Source organism: Aquirufa sp. OSTEICH-129A (assembly GCF_054558355.1).
Genome location: NZ_JBPXKC010000004.1, coordinates 14,659 through 33,675, shown reverse-complemented (window position 1 = coordinate 33,675; position 19,017 = coordinate 14,659). Strand labels below are relative to the sequence as shown.

Sequence of the window (19,017 nt, the reverse complement as noted above, 5' to 3'; positions counted from 1 at the left end):
AGCATTACATTTCATCAACAATAAAATTCAAATACCATGTCTACGAACAAAACAATGAAAGGGGGAGAGTTTTTAATTCGCCCACTCTTGCCTGAGGAATTATTTATTCCTGAAGAGTTTTCAGAGGAGCAGAAGATGATTGGTCAGACCTGTATTGACTTTATCAAAACGGAGATCCAACCTCGTTTGGAAGAAATGGATGGTGCCAAAGATAGTTCTGTCATGGTAGATATGATGGATAAGGCTGGAAGTTTAGGTTTACTTGGAACTTCGGTACCAGAAGAATATGGTGGATTTGGAATGGATTTTAATACGTCCATGTTGGTAGCGGAGGCATGTGGTTCTGGTCATTCTTTTGCTGTAGCTTTATCCGCTCATACGGGGATTGGTACCCTTCCTATTTTATATTATGGTACAGAAGAACAAAAACAGCACTATTTACCAAAATTAGCCTCGGGTGAGTGGAAAGCAGCCTATTGCTTAACGGAACCTGATTCAGGCTCAGATGCAAATGCGGCGAAGTCGAAAGCCGTGTTATCGGAAGACGGAAAACATTATCTGATCACAGGTCAAAAAATGTGGATTACTAATGGTGGCTTTGCCGATGTATTCATTGTTTTTGCCAAAATTGGGGATGATAAGAATTTGACAGCCTTCTTAGTGGAAAAAAGTTTTGGTGGTATTACCATGAACGAGGAGGAACGTAAAATGGGTATCAAGGGTAGTTCAACAAGACAAATTTTCTTCAATGATTGTCCTGTCCCAGTGGAGAATCTACTTTACAAAAGAGAAGGAGGCTTTAAGATAGCTGTTAATATCTTGAATATAGGTCGGATTAAATTAGCCGCTGCAGTTATTGGTGCAGGAAAGCGTGTTATTGATCAAGCTGTGCAATATGCTAACGACCGTAAGCAATTTGGCCAATCATTGCATCAATTTGGAGCTATCAAGTATAAGATAGCGGAAATGATTATTAAGAATTACGCTAGTGAATCTGCCTGCTACCGTGTTGGGCAAAATATTGATGATACCATTGCTGAATTAAAGGCCTCAGGAATGAATGATTCAGAAGCCAAACTAAAAGGGGTGGAGCAGTTTGCCATTGAATGTGCCTTGTTAAAGGTACATGGCTCTGAAACCTTAGATTATTCAGTAGATGAAGGTGTTCAAATATATGGAGGAATGGGATTTTCTGCCGAGGCCCCTATGGATAGAGCCTACAGGGATTCCAGAATCAATCGAATTTTTGAAGGTACCAATGAGATTAACCGTTTGTTAGCAGTCGGTACCGTCATTAAACGCGCAATGAAAGGGGAGTTGGATATTATGACGGCAGCTATGGCCGTAGGGAAGGAGATATTGGGTGTGCCAGATTTCTCAACCTCAGTTCCAGAGGGTGTATTTGGTAAGGAGTATAAGGTGATTGCCAATTTGAAAAAGGCCTTATTGATGTCCGCAGGAGGAGCCTTGCAGAAGTATACTACTGAGATTGAAAAAGAGCAAGAAATCCTGATGTCACTAGCCGACATGATGATAGAAATTTATGTTGCTGAGTCAGTTTTAGTTAGAGTAGACAAATTAATTCAACAAAATGGCGAAGCAGCCAATGAAATTGCTAAAGAATGTGCCCTTGTTTATTTACATGAAGCAGTAGACAAAATTCACCACCATGGTAAAGAGGTAATTACAGGTTTTGCCAGCGGAGATGAGTTAAACGTTATGTTAATGGGATTGAAGCGATTTACAAAAATTGATCCAAAAAATTTAAAGGAGGCTAGACGTAAAATCGCAGAGGCTGCTATTCTAAAAATGGGCTATATTTTTTAAAAAAAAATAAAAATAAGGATAAGTTTTAGCGATTAGATTCATACTTTTGTGGCAATTATTTTTTAAACATTGAGTCATTAACCCCCAAACCGAATCATCATTATGAAAAAATTACTTTTAGTAATCGCTCTGATGCCGTTTTTCTTCTCTTGTGCAAGCAAAAAGAAAATTGCTGATTTGCAATCACGTTTAACTGAGCTACAGGCTAGTAGTGACCAATCGCTTGCAAAATCAAGAGCAGATCTTGCTGATTGTCAATCTTTAACAGCTAGTTTACAAGCTGAAATTAAAAAGAGAGATGCGGAGTTAGAAGCAAGAACAGCTTCATTGAAGAACTTGCAGGAGCAATTAGATTACATGAAAAGAACAAATACCAATTTGTTAGATCGTTTATCTGATTTGTCAGTGATCAATAAATCAGGTGCTGAAAGTATTCGTAAGTCATTAGATGCCTTGAATGAGCAGGGGAAATACATCAAAGACTTGAATTCGACGATCCAACGCAAAGATTCAATCAATTTATCATTAGTAATGAATTTGAAACGTTCTTTAGCTGATGTGAATGATGAAGATGTAACAGTAGAAGTTAAAAAAGGTGTAGTTTATATCTCGATTTCAGACAAGTTAATGTTTGCTTCAGGTAGCGCCGTTATTAACACAAAGGCTGAGGCAGTTTTAGCTAAAGTTGCTAAAGTGGTGAACGATCATAAGGATTTAGATATCTTAGTAGAAGGCCATACAGATAGTGTACCTATCTCTACAGATTGTATCAAAGATAACTGGGATTTAAGTGCTAAGCGTGCTACTTCGGTTGTTCGTTTGTTGCAAACTAAATTCTCTGTAGATCCTGAGCGTATGACGGCAGGTGGACGTGGCGAGTTTGAACCACAAGCAGAAAATAAGAGTAAGTCTGGACGTAAGATGAACCGTCGTACGGAGATCATCGTTACTCCTAAGTTAGATCAATTCTTTAATTTGTTAGCTCCTCCTTCTGGAAAGTAATCAGATTATAAGACACTATCATAGAAAAGGGCCTCAATTGAGGCCCTTTTTTTATTCGAAATGTTTTTTAACTAAGTCTAGCTTTCGTCTAGAAACGGGAATTTCGTTGCCTAAAACTGTTGTCAAGGTGTTAGTGCCTTGAAAATTTTGACTTGAAATATTCTCTTTATTCACTAGGTATGATTTATGTGCCCGCAAAAAAGGGTTCATACGTAATTGAGATTCAAATTTCTTTAAAGTTTTGGCAATGGTGATTTGTTTTTTGTTTTTAAGGAATACGATACTGTAATTTCCTTTCCCTTCGATGAACACAATGTCCTCTACCGGGCATTGGTCTATGCTCGGCAATTTAATGTCTTTTTTCATAGGTTGATTATAGTTAAAATAGGTAGTGTAAATGTACTTAACAAACAGTAAATTTCTGTCCTGCATTTATCTAGCGGTAAGTATTCAATTTAAATGGTTATTGAATTTTAGATTCTCTCATGCTCAATAAATTTTATTTTATTAGGGATGTAAGGTTTTTCCGGTGCCTTCGAGTACCTCAGGTACTGGTTTTTGTCATTACTTTCATAATCTTTTTCGGTGACTGAGGTTCTCGAAGTCACTTGTTTTTGTCAAGGTTCTTGAGGTTTTTGCTGTGCATTCGAGTACCTCTGGTACTGGTTTTTGTCATTACTTTCATAATCTTTTTCGGTGACTGAGGTTCTCGAAGTCACCTATACATTTGCTAAGTACTTTATTCTTTCAAAATAGACTACATTATATTTAAATTTTGCAAAGAGATGAAAATTTTAATTTTTGATGAGTTTTCTCGATTGGAAAATAAGGTAGTCTAACATCTTCAAGAACTTGAAAACGCCTTTGAGATAGGGAGGATAGTAATTGATTTTTCCGCTGCCTTCGAGTACCTCAGGCACCTATTTTTGTCAAGGTTCTTGAGGTTTTCGCTGTGTCTTCGAGTACCTCAGGTACTGGTTTTTGTCATTACTTTCATAATCTTTTTCGGTGACTGAGGTTCTCGAAGTCACCTGTTTTTGTCACAGCTCCTGTGGTTTTTCCGGTGCCTTCGAGCACCTCAGGTACTGGTTTTTGTCATTACGTTCATAATCTTTTTCGGTGACTGAGGTTCTCGAAGTCACCGAAAATAAAAAAGCAAACCATTTAGGTTCGCTTTTTACTTGTAGTTTGTACGTTACAAATCTCTAACTCAATTTTGTCTGATTTGTACCAGCTTCACAATATACTTGAAGAGGTGACAACTTGATACTATTGAAATCTTTTCAATTTGTCCGGTAAGGATTTAACACCATTGACACGATTAAAGACAATTTTCCGTCCTTTGGAAATAGCGTATTTTATCCTTGATTGAGAAGGATGTACCCTTTTCCATTCAATTTTTTGAAATGTTTGACCATACGACTTAACGTTGGTTGTCAAACAAAATAACATCAAGAGCACTGATGCGACACCGGAATTTAATGTTTGTTTTTTCATTTTAGTTTATTTGTGTTGGGAAATCCTCATCTTCAAGGAAAAAGACTTCTTCAACAGGTTTATTAAATACTTTACAAATTTTTAGAGCTAAAACCGTTGATGGAACAAACTTCTTAAGTTCAATCGCGTTGATGGTTTGTCTTGTTACTGAAACCAATTGTGCCAATTGGTCTTGAGTAATATTATTCACCGCCCTCTCTATCTTTATCTTATTGTTCATCAGTTCGTGTGTAAAATGAATTTTTATATAGTAAGAAGTTAAATCTAATTAAATACACCAGCGGTATTGTGTAAATGTTAAATATACAGACCAGTAAATATGTTGTTCCATAAATGGTCATTGTTAAAATTAAAAATAACATATAACTAATAAGTACTGACCAAATCAATGAAGTCAGTCGAATATTTGACACTAATTCATCTTCAATTTTTTCCTTTGAAAATATGACCAATAAACATCCCAATATTGACAAGGTCAAGAATACTGTTAAATCAATATCATGGGGATGAATAGAAAATGTCTCCCGGAAATTTTTGAACATGTAGTTACTAAAAAGAACCGGTACATAGACATACCTTGTAATCAAGTATTTCTTGAAAATCATTGGATATAATTGAAATCCAATTGAAATAAGAATTAATATCCAACCGATTTTCTTAAAACGATTGTGAAATAAAAGAGTTGTTCCCATTATGTTTTTTTAAGTACACAGTAAATGTATATTAAAAATTACATAATGTAAAACAAACTATACAAAAAGATTATTATTAGTTACAAATTTAAAGGGTTAATAATGCCTGTTTGAAAACAATTTTGTTTGTCTTTTTGAGCGTGGAATTGGAACTATCTAATGCCGACATTATCTAACCAAGAAGAAACCATCTCAAATGTTTGTAAAAACCTTCAAAATATGGTCAATATATGGGATTTGTGTACAATCAAAGACAAATAAAAACTACATGAAACTTTATTTCCGGGAGGTATCTATTTTGACAAGAAAAATCATAGTTCTCTAACTTGAAATATTAACAATTTCAGGTTACTAAGTTCTTCTATTTAAACGAGTTGTGAGGGTAAAAAAATGAGGACAAACCAAGTAACTATGATTTGTCCTCTTCTGTAGCGGGGGCCAGACTCGAACTGACGACCTTTGGGTTATGAGCCCAACGAGCTACCAACTGCTCCACCCCGCGATATATCGGAGTGCAAAGATGCAGGGTTTTGTCGAGAAAAACAAGTATCTTTGTATTTTAATATTCATTCCTATGAATAGGAAATGATTTTTTTCTTATGACATCTCCTCACAAATCGGGTTTTATTAGCATCATTGGTAAACCGAATGTCGGTAAAAGTACACTAATGAATGCCCTTGTGGGTGAGCGTCTGTCCATTGTTAGTTCTAAGGCCCAAACCACTCGGCACCGTATACTGGGTATGCTCAACGGTGTTTATGAAGGAACACCCTACCAAATTGTTTATTCAGATACTCCAGGGGTATTGATGCCCAAATACGAATTGCATAAATCCATGATGCAGTTTGTGAAAAGTTCTTTAGAGGATGCAGACGTAGTTTTATATGTGACAGATGTATTTGATGATTATGAAGATTTGGAATTTTTGACGAATTGGAAGGATCATACAGATACCCCCATTCTCGTATTATTAAATAAAATTGATTTAGTCGGAACTGAAAAGCTTCAGGAACGGTTGGATTATTGGCAACAAATATTCCCTAATAAACCTATTTTGCCCATTTCTGCCTTAGAAGCGGTGCATTTAGATCAAATTTTTGAACATATAGTTGCTCAGTTACCTGTTCATCCTCCATTTTTTGATCCAGAGGAATTAACAGATAAGCCTGAAAAGTTTTTTGCTTCGGAGATTATCCGAGAAAAGATATTCATGAATTACAAGAAGGAGATTCCTTATTCTTGTGAGGTAGTAGTTACTTCTTTTAAAGACGAACCTACTATTTTACGAATCGCCACCGAGATTTATGTAGAACGCGTCTCACAGCGTGCCATTTTAATAGGGCATAAGGGAGAAAGTATCAAAAAAGTAGGTATAGAAGCCCGACAAGATTTGGAGAAATTTTTTGGTAAAAAAGTATTTTTAGAGCAATTTATCAAAGTGGAGCCAGATTGGCGTGCAAAGGCTGATAAATTGCGTTCATTCGGGTATTCGCTCGATTAATTTTAATAACATGTCAAATATAGTAGCAATCGTTGGGCGTCCCAATGTAGGAAAGTCGACCTTATTTAATCGATTGATTGAACAAAAAAAGGCCATCATGGACAATGTGTCCGGGGTTACTCGGGATCGCCATTATGGCTATGGTCAATGGACTGGTAAGTTTTTTACGGTAATAGATACAGGAGGTTATGTACATGGTTCTGAAGATATGTTTGAAGGAGCCATTCGTGAGCAAGTAGAAATGGCTATGGAAGAAGCCGATGTGCTTTTATTCGTAGTAGATTGTCAAGTTGGATTAACGGATTTGGATAAAGACTTTGCCAAAGTTTTAAGAAAATCAAAAAAGCCCGTGATTATTGTAGCCAATAAAGCCGATACGCATGATAAGGCTTTTGTTGCCGCGGAATTTTATGAATTAGGTCTAGGCGACCCTTATGCCATAGCTGCGGAAAGCGGAAGTGGAACAGGGGATATGTTGGATTTGATGGTTTCTCACTTTAAAGAGGAAGGTGTTGAAAACCCAGAAGCGGGTGTACCTCGTGTGGCTATTTTAGGTAGACCCAATGTTGGTAAATCATCCTTCTTAAATGCCTTGCTTGGACGGGAGCGCTCCATTGTAACGGATTTAGCCGGAACTACCCGTGATGCCATTCAGAATCGTTATACTTTATATGGTAAGGATTTCATCATTACTGATACAGCTGGTATTCGCAGAAAAGCTAAGATTGACGATAATATTGAATATTATTCTGTTCTTCGTTCCATCAAGGCCATGGAGGAATGCGATTTAGCTATTATTTTAGTTGATGCCACGACCATTGATTTCAATACGGGTTTAGAAGCCCAAGATATGAATATCATCAGTATGGCAGATAAAGCCAAGAAGGGTATAGTTTTGATGGTGAATAAGTGGGATTTGGTAGCCAAGGATACGAATACAGCCATTAAACTGGAAAACGCGATTAAGGAGCGTTTAGCACCTATTAATTACATGCCAGTCATATTTACTTCTGTGATGGAAAAGAAACGTATTTTCCAGGTGGTAGAAAAAATGTTAGAAGTATTTGAGAACCGTTCTCAGAAAATTTCAACTTCTAAATTGAATGATGTGATGTTGGAAGTTATCAACAATTATCCCCCTCCAGCTTGGAAAGGTAAGTACATCAAAATCAAGTATTGTACTCAAGTATCAACACCTTACCCAACCTTTATTTTCTTCTGTAACTTGCCTCAATATATTAAGGAGAGTTATGAGCGATATTTGGAGAATCAAATGCGTAAGGCATTTAAATTAGAAGGTACTCCAATTTCTCTATTTTTTAGAAAGAAATAATTGGTCTAATTCTGCTAAGGAAAGAGTGGCCAATGTGCCTTTAGATCCTACAGCAAATAAGTGTTTTTTGTGGAGTATTACATTATGAAAGTGGGTTTCGCCAAGCGATATCCACTTTTTTGTTTTTGGGTGGTATGCTGCACTTTGGGATGGACCTATCACCACCCAATATTTACCTGTCCAAAGAACCTTTTCCATATAGAATTTCGGAAATTCTGCTATTTTCTCCCAGGTTAAGCCACCATTATTTGTTTCTAAAATCCCGATTTTGTTTTCATTTAATTGTAAGTAGTTTCCGCCTACTACCCAATAATTCAATTTATTTCTAGCTCCAATGGAAAAAAAACCACTGCTACTATCTGCTGGCGTACTATGGTGTCTATCCAAAAATTGTGTAAATGTTTCATCGTCACTTTGGATGATTCTAGCATGTGATGCGCCCCCTGTTACCAAATTCAATTTACCTAGTACCCAGAGTAAGGATGACCCACTGGCAGCGAAGGCAGCTTCACGCGGTAATAGGCTTGGAAATTCTTTTATCTTAATTTCTTCTACGCGGTCTTCTTTCGCTTTAATTCTAAATAGGGGGAATTGTCCTTGAATGGGGTCAGATAACAATACTCCTTCTTGTTTTTTTTGATTCCAAGCTATTGCATCAAAAAAGTAGGGTCCTGTTTTTTTCTCAAAGAGTAGATTCCAGGTTTGCCCTTGATCCTTACTAATGAATAGTTTTGCTGCTCCTTTTTCAGCTGGTCCAGCACTCATTAAAATTATTTTTTCTTGATTGACTATAGCTAAGTCCCTAAAATCAAGTTTTTCTGCCCCAGCAATTTTTGTCTCTTGCCAAGTTTTACCAGCATCTAAAGAATACACAACAGTACCTTGTGTTCCTCCAATCCATATTTGATCTTTCTGACTTCGAATTGCACGGAATGAAGCCTTTGTTTCTAATAGGATATTAGTCCATTGTGCTTGGATGGAAGGTGCTTGAAACAAGCAAAATGCTAGAAGGAGTGTATGTAGTTTCATGGCATAAAAAAAGCCTCTCGAGTAAACGAGAGGCTTCTAATATAAGTTAATAGCTTATTTACTTACGATAATTTTACCTGTATAAGATTTGCTGTTGTCAGCAGTGATGGTTACAATGTAAATACCGTTTCCTAATCCAGGTAATTTAAGGATATTGGTTGGCTCAGGGTTTGCTGCATTGATAGAGGCAATTTTTCCTGTATATACTGGACGGCCCACCATATCATATAAAGTAACCACTGCATTAGTCCAGTCATCTAAGATTTGAATGTTAACACCTTCAACATCTGGCTTAGTCACTGGGTTAGGGAAGATAGCAACACCGTTAAACTCTGGATCTAATGTGTAAGAATATTTAGTGAAGTCTGTGTAGCAAGTTAATGGGAAACCATCGATGGCATACAAATACTTTCTTCTAACACTGTAATCTCCATTTGTTTTCACTTTCGTAATGTAGCTTTTTGAAGGAAGTGCGGTGGTTCCGAATTTCCACTCATATTCACTAGCTGTTCCACCTGTTACTGTTGCAGGGAAATTTAAAGCTTTTAATGTGTAAACTCCTTCTTTAAGAATTCTTGCATCGCTAGCCACAGGATTTTGTTGAACACTTACTTTAATCTTGTTTGAAGCAGGAGAGATACATCCGTAAATATCCGTTGCTCTAGTGTAATAGGTATCTGAAGTTCTAATTCCTTCAAATACTTTCAAAGTAGATAAAGATGCATTCGCATTACCATACCAGTTAACAATACTGTTAGAAGTAGAAGCTGTTAAGGTTACCGCGTTGAATGCACTATAGTCATCATCTTTTCTGGCGCAGAAAGTAGTGGCACCACCAGCTGTGATAGTCGGAGCAGCTGGAAGAGCTAACACTTTAACTTCAACTGGAGCAGATGACTCAGAATAACAACCATTCGCGTTGATGGTTTTAACAGTATAGAAACCTACTTTGTTGTAATCAATCAAGCTGCTTGTTAAAGCATTGCTCCATTCCCATTTAGTAACTTCACCATTTGGTAAAGAAGAAGCTTGTAATTGACCTGCCACTGGAGTTCCTTCGCAGAAACCGACTGTAGAAGCAGTAACCAATGAACCATTCGCTGGTTTCAATGCCGTGATAGTTGGCGTTACTGGCTTGTCAAAGTTTTTAACAGTTACTTCATCTGAAGCAGGAGATGGGCAATTGTAGTTAGATACATAGTCCACTTTCACTTTCGCATTTTGTTTGAAAATGATGCTTGATAAATTACCCAATGAAGCAGTTTCTACTCCATCTACATACCAACGGAATTTAGATGGCTTGGTCGGCGTTTTGTTAGCAGCCCATAAATAACCTTCATTACGTACTAAGGAAGCAGAGTCAACTTTCAAACTAGTAGAACCTTCGATGCAATAACCTAGGTTTCCAGTGATAGGGCCTGGTTTTGGCAATTCGACATAAGTAATACGAACTTGGTTTGATTCTTTAGAACCACATACACCAGCTCTATCAGTCATTTTTACGTAGTATAAAACTGATTTTTTCTCGGCCTTGGCTGTTAAAACACCTGAAGTGAAACCTGTTGCACCAAATCTATCGGCGCCAAAATTATCTGAAGGCTTGTACTCATCTTTTCCAAACCATTGGAATTCAAAGTATTGGTTATATTGATTAAAATTTAAGGTATTGTTTCTTTGTGGATTCGTGTATATACCTAAGTCCACTAAAGTTCCTTGACAAACCTCTTTGGTATCATTGTCAGGTAATAAACTATTTACACTGTTTACGAATACCGTTGGAACAGCATATCCTTTTTTAACATCGTATCCAGCCGCTCTAGAATATTCCTTTTTAGGAATATTAGTTCCAGAACCTAATGCTGCAACATTATCTGAATAATTGATGATGCAACTAACACTGTAACGACCAGTAATGTAGTCTGTTCCAGAAATTTTAATGGCATCCCAATTAGCAATTTCAACTGTCTTATTGTTAACAGGTAAATACCATAAAGTACCATCTGGACAACCAGAGGCTCTTAATGAAATGGAACCTGAATTTGGATCGTTAATATCTCCGCAAACAATACTACCGGCTAACATAGAAAGTGCTGGAGCATAAGTTGCAGGATCTACTACTTGGATGGTTACCTTGGAAGCCATTGTTCCAGGAGCAATGGTACTACCACCTAAAGTAGTGACACATTTTAATTCATATACGTATGGAGGAATATTACCACCTGGTTTATTGTCCAAAGTTAAAGCAAGCGCTGTTACGTTATTATCAGCTACTCCATTTCCTGAATAGGCAGCATCCCAATCAGCCATTGGGAAATAAGTAACACCACCACCATTAGGCTCATTTTTGTAAAAGCCCCAATCGAAATAAGTACCTGCTGGGCAACCAGATGCTACAAGTGCCTTAGCTTCTCCGTTTTTAACTAGTGTAGTTTGATCACCTAGTTTTCCATTAATAAGTTGAGCTGAGGCAGAATAAGCCATCAAGAAAACTAGAATGGCGGATAAATTGAATTTGAAGAATTTGTTCATCATGTTAAGAACGAGTTTGAGTAGATTAATTAAACAATAAAGCTACCTATTGAATTAGGCACTAAATTAATTAAAAATATCTTATGTAGGGCAAGAAATTTATTAAATGGCACAGAAAACAACAATTAAATTTTAAAAGGCGAATATTCTGTTAGCTTTCTGTAGGCATAGCTTAAATATTGCTTATTTTTGAAGTTGAATTAACCAATTTCAACCCTTAAAACGACAGAATAGTCACGAACGTATATTGAATGGAAGAATTAAAACCAAAATCCCTTAATTTTTTAGAAGAAATCGTTCAAGCCGATTTAGCGGCAGGTAAATATCCGCAAGGAATTTTTACTCGATTCCCTCCAGAACCTAATGGATATTTACATATTGGTCATGCCAAGTCCATCTGTCTCAACTTTGGCCTAGCTAAGGAATTCGGAGGCAAGACTAATTTACGTTTTGACGACACCAATCCCATTACAGAGGAAACAGAATATGTGGAATCTATTAAAAAGGATGTGGCTTGGTTAGGTTTTAGTTGGGCCAACGAATTATATACCTCAGATTATTTTGAGACCCTTTATCAGTATGCGGTTCAATTGATTGAAAAATCATTGGCTTATGTGGACGATTCTTCTGCAGAGGAAATTGCCGCTCAGAAGGGTACTCCCACTACACCCGGTGTTCCAAGCCCTTATCGCAATCGGTCAGTAAAAGAAAATTTGGATTTGTTTCAAAGAATGCGCGCTGGAGAGTTTCCAGATGGCGCCAAAGTGTTACGAGCCAAAATAGATATGTCTCATCCGAATATGCACATGCGTGATCCATTCATGTACCGTATACGGCATGTAGAACATCACAGAACAGGCAATGCTTGGTGTATTTATCCGATGTATGATTTTGCTCATGGTCAGTCTGATTCGATGGAGGGTATTACCCACTCCATTTGTACCTTAGAATTTGATGTGCACCGCCCTTTATATGACTGGTTTATCGAGAAATTAGAAATTTTCCCTACTCACCAGTATGAGTTTGCTCGTTTGAATTTGTCACACACTGTGATGAGTAAGCGAAAACTGTTGCAATTAGTGAACGAGAAAATTGTTCAAGGTTGGGATGATCCGCGTATGCCAACAATTTCAGCATTACGTAGAAGAGGTTTCACTCCAGCATCCATTCAAAATTTTTGTGAACGTATTGGAGTAGCCAAACGGGATAATTTAATTGACATTAGTTTGTTAGAATTTTGTATTCGTGAAGATTTGAATAAATCAGCCAATCGTTACATGGCAGTTTTAGATCCCGTGAAACTGGTCATTAGCAATTATCCAGAAGGTCAAACAGAAGATTTGTTGATTGAAAATAATCCGGAAGACGAGAGCACAGGTAAAAGGTCAGTGCCTTTTTCTAGAGAATTATACATCGAAAGAGAAGATTTTATGGTGGATCCACCTAAGAAATTCTTCCGACTAGGTCCTGGATTATCGGTTCGTTTAAAAGGAGCCTATATCATTCAATGTGAGAGTTTTGAATTGAATGAAGATGGTTCAGTGAAAGAGATTCGTGCTACTTACATTCCAGAAAGTAAATCTGGTCAGGATACCTCAGGCATACAGGTTAAAGGAACCATTCATTGGGTTTCGATTCCTCATGCTGAAGTAGCCGAAGTACGTTTATTTGATCGATTATTGATTGTTGAGGATGCCTCGGAGTTAGGCGATGATTTCATGAAATTCATCAACCCTGAATCATTGCAAATTTTAGATAAAGTCTATGTAGAGCCTGCATTACTGGAAGCTAAAGTTGAAAATGCAGTTCAATTCATGCGGAAGGGATATTTCTGTCTAGACAAAGACTCCAAAGAAGGTCATTTGGTATTTAACCGTACGGTTACCTTGAAAGATACCTGGGCGAAACAGCAGAAATAATACATATGGTAGAGACGTAGCATTGCTACGTCTCTACCATATGTATTATTTTTTGGCAAAAAGAGACTCTACGAATGTGCTTCGGTTGAATACTTGTAAATCAGAAATTTTTTCTCCTACACCAATGTATTTGACAGGAATTTTGAATTGATCTGAAATTCCAATGACTACTCCACCTTTGGCAGTGCCATCTAACTTGGTAATGGCCAAGGCTGTTACTTCAGTTGCTTTGGTGAATTCTTGAGCTTGAATAAAGGCATTTTGTCCGGTGGAACCGTCTAATACAAGTAAAACCTCATGGGGCGCATCAGGGATGAATTTTTGAACTACGCGTTTGATTTTCGTCAATTCTGTCATCAAATTCACTTTGGTATGTAATCTACCTGCTGTATCAATAATGACTATGTCGGCATTCATTTCAACGCCTTGTTTCACGGCGTCATAGGCAACGGAAGCTGGGTCTGTATTCATTCCATGGTCTATCACAGGAATGCCAACCCGTTCTCCCCATAATTTTAATTGGTCGACAGCTGCTGCACGGAAAGTGTCCGCCGCACCAAGAACCACTTTTAACCCATTTTGATGGAATTGCGAAGCCAATTTCCCGATCGTGGTAGTTTTTCCAACCCCGTTAACCCCCACTACCATGATGACATAAGGTTTTTGTTTGGGTTCGGAAAAAGCATGCTGTAAGTCGGCCGACTGGTTTTCTTCTAATAAAGCCGCAATTTCTTCCCGTAAAACTTGATCAAGCTCTTCGGTAGATACGAATTTGTCCCGCTCAACTCGGCGTTCGATTCGGTCTATAATTTTTAAAGTAGTAGGGACTCCTACATCGGAACTTAATAGGATTTCTTCCAATTCGTCCAATACATCTTCGTCCACTTTAGATTTGCCTAGAACGGCTCTTCCCATTTTAGAAAGAAAACCTTCCTTGGTTTTTTCTAGTCCTTTCTCCAAGGCTTCCAGCTCCTCCTGTTCTTGTGGTGCTGGTTTCTTTTTAAAAAAATCGAATAGTCCCATGGCTTTGAATGAAAATAAAAACGAATGTAATAAAAATAAAAAAAGTCCCTCACGAAGGGACTTCAATATCTTAGCGAAAAAAAGGTGCCCCGCTTGAAAATTAGTTTTTCAATGCAGCATTTACCTCATCTTGAAGAATAATTTCTTCTTTGAAGGTATAAGCCCCTGTGGTTGGATTTTTAACCGCTTTAATGATTTTAGCGTATTTTACGCCTCCTTCTTTCTTTAACGTTGCAACTACTTTCTTAGCCATATTTCTTAAGTATTAAAACTATTTGATCTCCTTATGAAGTGTAACTTTCTTCAATACCGGATTGTATTTCTTTAATTCGATACGAGCTGTCGTATTCTTACGATTTTTAGTCGTGATGTAACGCGACATTCCTGGTAACCCAGATTCTTTGTGCTCAGTGCATTCTAGAATTACTTGAATGCGATTTCCTTTCTTTGCCATAGTATTAAAATCTTTTTTCGCCTCATTTGAAACGGACTGCAAAGGTAGAAGAAATATTTTTTTTCGCAAAGTCTTTAATTAAAATATGTCGTAAATTTTCAAACATATTGATAAGTCGCCCTTAAATCCCATTCAAGGGCTTTTATTTACTAGCCTTTTTTCTCATTTTTGTTTTATGAAGCCCCTTCAATATCAATATCAAGCGGAAAATTTTGCCTTATCAGACCCCAATCGATATTCGCTTGAAAATTTGAAATCAGAAGAAATGATCATTTCACTGGGGCCCCAGCATCCATCTACTCATGGTGTACTCCGATTAGAATTGATATCGGACGGTGAATTGGTGGTAGATGTGGTTCCTCATTTAGGCTATTTACATCGTTGTTTTGAAAAACATGCCGAGGCGCTGCCTTATAATCAGGTAATTCCCTACGTGGACCGTCTAGACTATATGGCTTCCATGAATTCTGAGCACGCCTATGTGATGGCTATTGAGAAAATGCTTGATTTGGAAGGTAAATTACCACTGAGGATTGAATACATCCGTGTTTTAGTGGCAGAGTTAAATCGTATTGCATCGCATTTTGTTGCCGTTGGGACATATGGATTAGATATTGGAGCTTACACGCCATTTTTATGGTTAATGCGGGATCGCGAGCATATCCAACGCTTATTAGAATGGTTGTCGGGGGCTCGAATGTTATACAATTATGTTTGGATCGGGGGATTATTTTATGACTTACCTGTCGGGTTTGAAGCGCGCGTAAAAGAATTGGTACCCGTACTAAAAAATACCATTCAAGAGGTAAAAAACCTCGTGGAGGAAAATACTATTTTCATTAAGAGAACAGCCAATATTGGAGTTTTGCCTTTGTCGACAGCCATTAATTATGGATGCACGGGACCTGTTTTGCGCGGTTCTGGATTGCCTTTTGATCTACGTAGGGTAGATGCATATTCGGTATATCCCTCTTTAGAATTTGATATACCTATTGGAGAAGGGGCAATGGGACAAATAGGAGATTGTTGGGACCGTAACCATGTTCGAATTAGAGAATGTGAAGAATCTATTCGCATCATCGAACAATGTCTAGATAAATTAGTTGGAGATTGTAAAAGAACTAAAGACTTCCAGCCTCATGCAATGGTCCCAAAGAAAATAAGACCTTCTGCCATGGACGTATATGTTCGAGCAGAGAATCCGAAAGGAGAATTAGGTTTTTTTGTTCGTGCGGATGGGAAGTCAGATATTCCTAGCCGAATGAAAGTAAGGGCTTGCTCATTTCACCATCTGTCGGTATTGCCTACGTTAGCAAAAGGCAGCTATTTGGCAGATTTGGTAGCAATTATCGGGTCCTTGGATTTGGTTATGGGGGAAGTTGATCGATAAATTATGACAAAAGAATTTTTACAAGTCCTAGATCAGGAAATAGCCACGATGGAGCGGGGAAAACAACCAATAGAGTTGTATGAGCCGATTCAATATTTGATGGCCTTAGGGGGTAAGCGGATTCGTCCGGTGATGTGTTTAATGGCCTATTCATTATTTCGGGACGATTGGACTAGTCAAGTTAAACCCGCTTTATCGATAGAAGTATTTCATAATTTTACTTTAATGCATGATGACATCATGGACAAAGCCCCTTTGAGAAGAGGTAAGCAAACGGTTCATGAAAAGTGGAATGATAATATAGCCATCCTTTCAGGGGATGTCATGTTGGTTGAAGCCTACCAATTTTTAAATCAAATTCAAGGATTAAGTCTTTCTCAATTTCAACATCTCCTCGAGCGATTTAGTCGGACCGCTGCAGAAGTTTGCGAAGGTCAGCAATGGGATATGAATTTTGAAGAAAGGTCGGATGTACGAATTGATGAATATTTAGAGATGATCCGATTGAAAACTTCGGTATTATTGGGTTTCTCTATGGAAATGGGAGGGTTACTAGCTCAAGTTGATTTAGAAATAGCTAAGCAACTGTATCAAATTGGTGAGCTGGTGGGCCTTGGTTTTCAATTAAAAGATGATTTGTTGGATGTATATGGAGATCCAGAGAAATTTGGGAAACAGGTAGGCGGGGATATTTTGGCCAACAAAAAAACCTATTTACTTATTCGGGCTATGGAATTAGCTCAAGGAGAAAGGGAAGCAAAATTAAGTTATTGGCTTAATCAAAAACAGTTTGATGCGGAGGAAAAAGTAAAGGCGGTTACTGAGATATATACAGCCTTAGGTCTAAAAGAAGAAGTGGAGCAACAAATTCAATCGTATTTTGACCGGGCATTTTCAGGAATGGAAACCTTACAATTACCACAAGAAAAGAAAAATACCTTATTGGGTTTTATGGCAGGGTTGGTTGATCGGGAAGTTTAATGTAGTTTTGTGGCAATTAAATTAGCTTCATCACGAAGCTTTTTGTTTTATGGGGGATTCTATCAGTTTTATTATCATTATCATTACCGTCTTAGTCTCTTTGATGTGTTGGCAAAAGCCTGCACTCATGGATAAGATGACGATGAATCCTTATCACATCAATCGAGATAATGAATATTGGCGTTTTATAAGTTCTGGATTTATTCATGCTGATTTTACCCATTTATTTTTCAATTTGTTTTCTTTCTTTTTCTTTGGCTTACAATTGGAAAATATATTTTCCATCTTATACCCAGAAATAGGTCAAACGCTGTTTGTCATTTTTTACATTACGGCCATCATTGCGGCAGATTTGCCCACTTATTTCAAACAAAGAAAAAACCCGTATTTCAATTCATTGGGTGCTTCAGGTGCGGTTTCCGCAGTCATTTTTGCGGGAATATTATTTTTCCCAACTGAGAAAATCTATTTGTTTGGTATCCTTGGAATCCCAGGCTTTATTTATGCGGGTTTGTTTACTTGGTACTCCATTGCCATGGATCGCAGAGGTAGGGATTACGTCAATCATTCTGCCCATTTATATGGAGGATTGTATGGTTTAGTTTTTGTGACTTTCATGTATCCGAAAGTATGGCTGACCTTTGTTGAACAGATAAAAGCCATGCTTTGGTAGGAAAACAAAAACATATTGCCATTTTAGGTTCCACTGGTTCTATTGGAACTCAAGCCTTGGAGGTCATCGCTCTGCATGCCGAACAGTTTAAAGTATCGGTGCTCACAGCTCAGTCCAATGCTGCTTTATTGATAGAACAATCCTTGGAATTTTTGCCTAGCCATGTAGTAATAGGTGATGAAACTAAATATAATTTTGTCAAAGAGGCCTTAGCTCATTTACCCATCGAAGTACATGCTGGAGCGAAAAGCTTGGAGTATGTAGTATGTTTGGATGAAGTGGATGTGGTGCTAACTGCTTTGGTAGGTTACGCAGGGTTGTTACCAACGGTGCGTGCTATCGAGGCAAAAAAGCCAATAGCCCTAGCTAATAAAGAAACATTAGTGGTGGCAGGGGCATTGATTATGCCATTAGCGGCAAAAATGGGGGTACCTATTTTGCCAGTAGATTCAGAGCATTCCGCCATATTTCAGTGCTTAATGGGGGAATCCCATAATCCGATTGAGAAAGTAATATTGACGGCCTCTGGTGGGCCATTTAGATCTTGGAATAGGGATCAATTGGCTAAAGTAACTAGAGAACAAGCTTTAAAGCACCCCAATTGGACCATGGGGGCCAAGATTACCATTGATTCAGCCAGTTTGATGAATAAGGGTTTGGAAGTCATTGAAGCAGCTTGGTTATTTCAAGTAAAAGCCAGCCAGATCGATGTGGTCGTACATCCTCAATCCATAGTTCATTCCTTAGTTCAGTTTCAGGATGGATCAATTAAGGCACAATTAGGGCTACCTGATATGAAATTACCCATTCAATTTGCCTTGGGTTACCCCAATCGTTTAGAAGCAAATTTCCCTCGTTTCAATTTTGCCGCTTATCCCAATTTAACCTTTGAGGCCCCCGATTTGACTACTTTTAGAAATCTAGGTTTGGCTTTTGAAGCTTTAGATAAAGGAGGGAATATGCCATGTATTTTGAATGCGGCCAACGAAGTAGCTGTGGCAGCCTTTTTGGAAGATAAAATTGGATTTCTAGAAATGTCAGATTTGATATCTGAAACAATGGGTCGTGGAACTTTTTTAGCTAATCCGACATTAGAAGACTATGTTCAAAGTGATCAATTAAGTAGAGAATTAGCTACCCATTGGGTAGAAAAAAATAGTAAATAG

Annotated in this window: 16 protein-coding genes and 1 tRNA gene; 9 read left to right on the top strand and 8 right to left on the bottom strand. The window is 37.7% G+C overall.

All coding sequences use genetic code 11. The features are described 5' to 3' along the window. Positions 1-36: 36 nt before the first annotated feature. On the top strand, positions 37-1,827 hold the full coding sequence (locus SKC36_RS08660; protein ID WP_459453975.1) for an acyl-CoA dehydrogenase family protein: 1,791 nt from the start codon (positions 37-39) through the stop codon (positions 1,825-1,827). Positions 1,828-1,929: 102 nt separating this feature from the next. Beyond that, a complete protein-coding gene (locus tag SKC36_RS08655) occupies positions 1,930-2,829 on the top strand; it encodes an OmpA/MotB family protein (protein ID WP_459453976.1) in 900 nt (299 codons plus the stop codon). 51 nt (positions 2,830-2,880) lie between these two features. On the opposite strand, the gene SKC36_RS08650 is transcribed toward SKC36_RS08655, so the two are convergent. From SKC36_RS08650 to SKC36_RS08640, 3 genes are all read right to left on the bottom strand, one after another. After that, positions 2,881-3,195 (bottom strand): LytR/AlgR family response regulator transcription factor, encoded by a 315-nt coding sequence (locus SKC36_RS08650; RefSeq protein WP_459453977.1) that lies wholly within the window; start codon positions 3,193-3,195, stop codon positions 2,881-2,883. A gap of 1,132 nt (positions 3,196-4,327) precedes the next feature. Continuing rightward, positions 4,328-4,546 (bottom strand): helix-turn-helix transcriptional regulator, encoded by a 219-nt coding sequence (locus SKC36_RS08645; protein WP_459465617.1) that lies wholly within the window; start codon positions 4,544-4,546, stop codon positions 4,328-4,330. Positions 4,547-5,447: 901 nt separating this feature from the next. Continuing rightward, a tRNA-Met gene (locus SKC36_RS08640) sits at positions 5,448-5,520 on the bottom strand. Between the two features lie 97 nt (positions 5,521-5,617). Here SKC36_RS08640 and era point away from each other — a divergent pair. After that, entirely contained in the window at positions 5,618-6,520 is a 903-nt protein-coding gene (era, locus tag SKC36_RS08635; protein ID WP_459453979.1) for a GTPase Era, read from the top strand. A gap of 10 nt (positions 6,521-6,530) precedes the next feature. Further along, on the top strand, positions 6,531-7,853 hold the full coding sequence (der, locus tag SKC36_RS08630) for a ribosome biogenesis GTPase Der (protein ID WP_459465616.1): 1,323 nt from the start codon (positions 6,531-6,533) through the stop codon (positions 7,851-7,853). Here der and SKC36_RS08625 read toward each other — a convergent pair. Beyond that, positions 7,833-8,882, bottom strand: coding sequence for a WD40/YVTN/BNR-like repeat-containing protein (locus SKC36_RS08625; RefSeq protein ID WP_459453981.1), 1,050 nt, complete (start codon positions 8,880-8,882; stop codon positions 7,833-7,835). The two genes, der and SKC36_RS08625, sit on opposite strands and share 21 nt — an antisense overlap. A gap of 54 nt (positions 8,883-8,936) precedes the next feature. Continuing rightward, entirely contained in the window at positions 8,937-11,414 is a 2,478-nt protein-coding gene (locus SKC36_RS08620) for a T9SS type A sorting domain-containing protein (RefSeq protein ID WP_459465615.1), read from the bottom strand. Between the two features lie 248 nt (positions 11,415-11,662). On the opposite strand from SKC36_RS08620, the gene SKC36_RS08615 reads away from it, so the two are divergent. Further along, positions 11,663-13,330 (top strand): glutamine--tRNA ligase/YqeY domain fusion protein, encoded by a 1,668-nt coding sequence (locus SKC36_RS08615; RefSeq protein WP_459465614.1) that lies wholly within the window; start codon positions 11,663-11,665, stop codon positions 13,328-13,330. A 45-nt stretch (positions 13,331-13,375) separates the two neighbouring features. Here SKC36_RS08615 and ftsY read toward each other — a convergent pair whose 3' ends face one another. The 3 genes from ftsY to rpmG all read right to left on the bottom strand — a co-directional run bounded on the left by ftsY (position 13,376) and on the right by rpmG (position 14,807). Further along, positions 13,376-14,353: a signal recognition particle-docking protein FtsY gene (gene ftsY, locus SKC36_RS08610; protein ID WP_459465613.1), complete on the bottom strand. Its 978-nt coding sequence runs from the start codon at positions 14,351-14,353 to the stop codon at positions 13,376-13,378. A 100-nt stretch (positions 14,354-14,453) separates the two neighbouring features. Further along, a complete protein-coding gene (locus SKC36_RS08605) occupies positions 14,454-14,606 on the bottom strand; it encodes a DUF4295 domain-containing protein (RefSeq protein ID WP_109324168.1) in 153 nt (50 codons plus the stop codon). 18 nt (positions 14,607-14,624) lie between these two features. Beyond that, positions 14,625-14,807 (bottom strand): 50S ribosomal protein L33, encoded by a 183-nt coding sequence (gene rpmG, locus SKC36_RS08600; RefSeq protein ID WP_109325429.1) that lies wholly within the window; start codon positions 14,805-14,807, stop codon positions 14,625-14,627. Between the two features lie 175 nt (positions 14,808-14,982). Between rpmG and SKC36_RS08595 the strand changes: the two genes are divergently transcribed. Genes SKC36_RS08595 through SKC36_RS08580 form a run of 4 tightly spaced genes read left to right on the top strand, consistent with a single transcriptional unit; the run spans position 14,983 to position 19,017 of the window. Further along, a complete protein-coding gene (locus SKC36_RS08595) occupies positions 14,983-16,197 on the top strand; it encodes an NADH-quinone oxidoreductase subunit D (protein WP_459465612.1) in 1,215 nt (404 codons plus the stop codon). Positions 16,198-16,200: 3 nt separating this feature from the next. Next, positions 16,201-17,178, top strand: coding sequence for a polyprenyl synthetase family protein (locus SKC36_RS08590; protein ID WP_459465611.1), 978 nt, complete (start codon positions 16,201-16,203; stop codon positions 17,176-17,178). A 49-nt stretch (positions 17,179-17,227) separates the two neighbouring features. Continuing rightward, positions 17,228-17,851 (top strand): rhomboid family intramembrane serine protease, encoded by a 624-nt coding sequence (locus tag SKC36_RS08585; RefSeq protein WP_459453987.1) that lies wholly within the window; start codon positions 17,228-17,230, stop codon positions 17,849-17,851. Then, positions 17,845-19,017 carry a 1-deoxy-D-xylulose-5-phosphate reductoisomerase gene (locus SKC36_RS08580; RefSeq protein ID WP_459453988.1) on the top strand — a complete coding sequence of 391 codons (1,173 nt, stop codon included), beginning with the start codon at positions 17,845-17,847 and terminating at the stop codon, positions 19,015-19,017. Before SKC36_RS08585 ends, SKC36_RS08580 begins: the two co-directional genes overlap by 7 nt.

Bases quoted from the DNA above. Each gene is read 5' to 3' on its own strand.
- SKC36_RS08660 (WP_459453975.1), top strand. From the start codon at position 37: ATGTCTACGAACAAAACAATGAAAGGGGGAGAGTTTTTAATTCGCCCA.
- SKC36_RS08655 (WP_459453976.1), top strand. From the start codon at position 1,930: ATGAAAAAATTACTTTTAGTAATCGCTCTGATGCCGTTTTTCTTCTCT.
- SKC36_RS08650 (WP_459453977.1), bottom strand. From the start codon at position 3,195: ATGAAAAAAGACATTAAATTGCCGAGCATAGACCAATGCCCGGTAGAG.
- SKC36_RS08645 (WP_459465617.1), bottom strand. From the start codon at position 4,546: ATGAACAATAAGATAAAGATAGAGAGGGCGGTGAATAATATTACTCAA.
- era (WP_459453979.1), top strand. From the start codon at position 5,618: ATGACATCTCCTCACAAATCGGGTTTTATTAGCATCATTGGTAAACCG.
- der (WP_459465616.1), top strand. From the start codon at position 6,531: ATGTCAAATATAGTAGCAATCGTTGGGCGTCCCAATGTAGGAAAGTCG.
- SKC36_RS08625 (WP_459453981.1), bottom strand. From the start codon at position 8,882: ATGAAACTACATACACTCCTTCTAGCATTTTGCTTGTTTCAAGCACCT.
- SKC36_RS08620 (WP_459465615.1), bottom strand. From the start codon at position 11,414: ATGATGAACAAATTCTTCAAATTCAATTTATCCGCCATTCTAGTTTTC.
- SKC36_RS08615 (WP_459465614.1), top strand. From the start codon at position 11,663: ATGGAAGAATTAAAACCAAAATCCCTTAATTTTTTAGAAGAAATCGTT.
- ftsY (WP_459465613.1), bottom strand. From the start codon at position 14,353: ATGGGACTATTCGATTTTTTTAAAAAGAAACCAGCACCACAAGAACAG.
- SKC36_RS08605 (WP_109324168.1), bottom strand. From the start codon at position 14,606: ATGGCTAAGAAAGTAGTTGCAACGTTAAAGAAAGAAGGAGGCGTAAAA.
- rpmG (WP_109325429.1), bottom strand. From the start codon at position 14,807: ATGGCAAAGAAAGGAAATCGCATTCAAGTAATTCTAGAATGCACTGAG.
- SKC36_RS08595 (WP_459465612.1), top strand. From the start codon at position 14,983: ATGAAGCCCCTTCAATATCAATATCAAGCGGAAAATTTTGCCTTATCA.
- SKC36_RS08590 (WP_459465611.1), top strand. From the start codon at position 16,201: ATGACAAAAGAATTTTTACAAGTCCTAGATCAGGAAATAGCCACGATG.
- SKC36_RS08585 (WP_459453987.1), top strand. From the start codon at position 17,228: ATGGGGGATTCTATCAGTTTTATTATCATTATCATTACCGTCTTAGTC.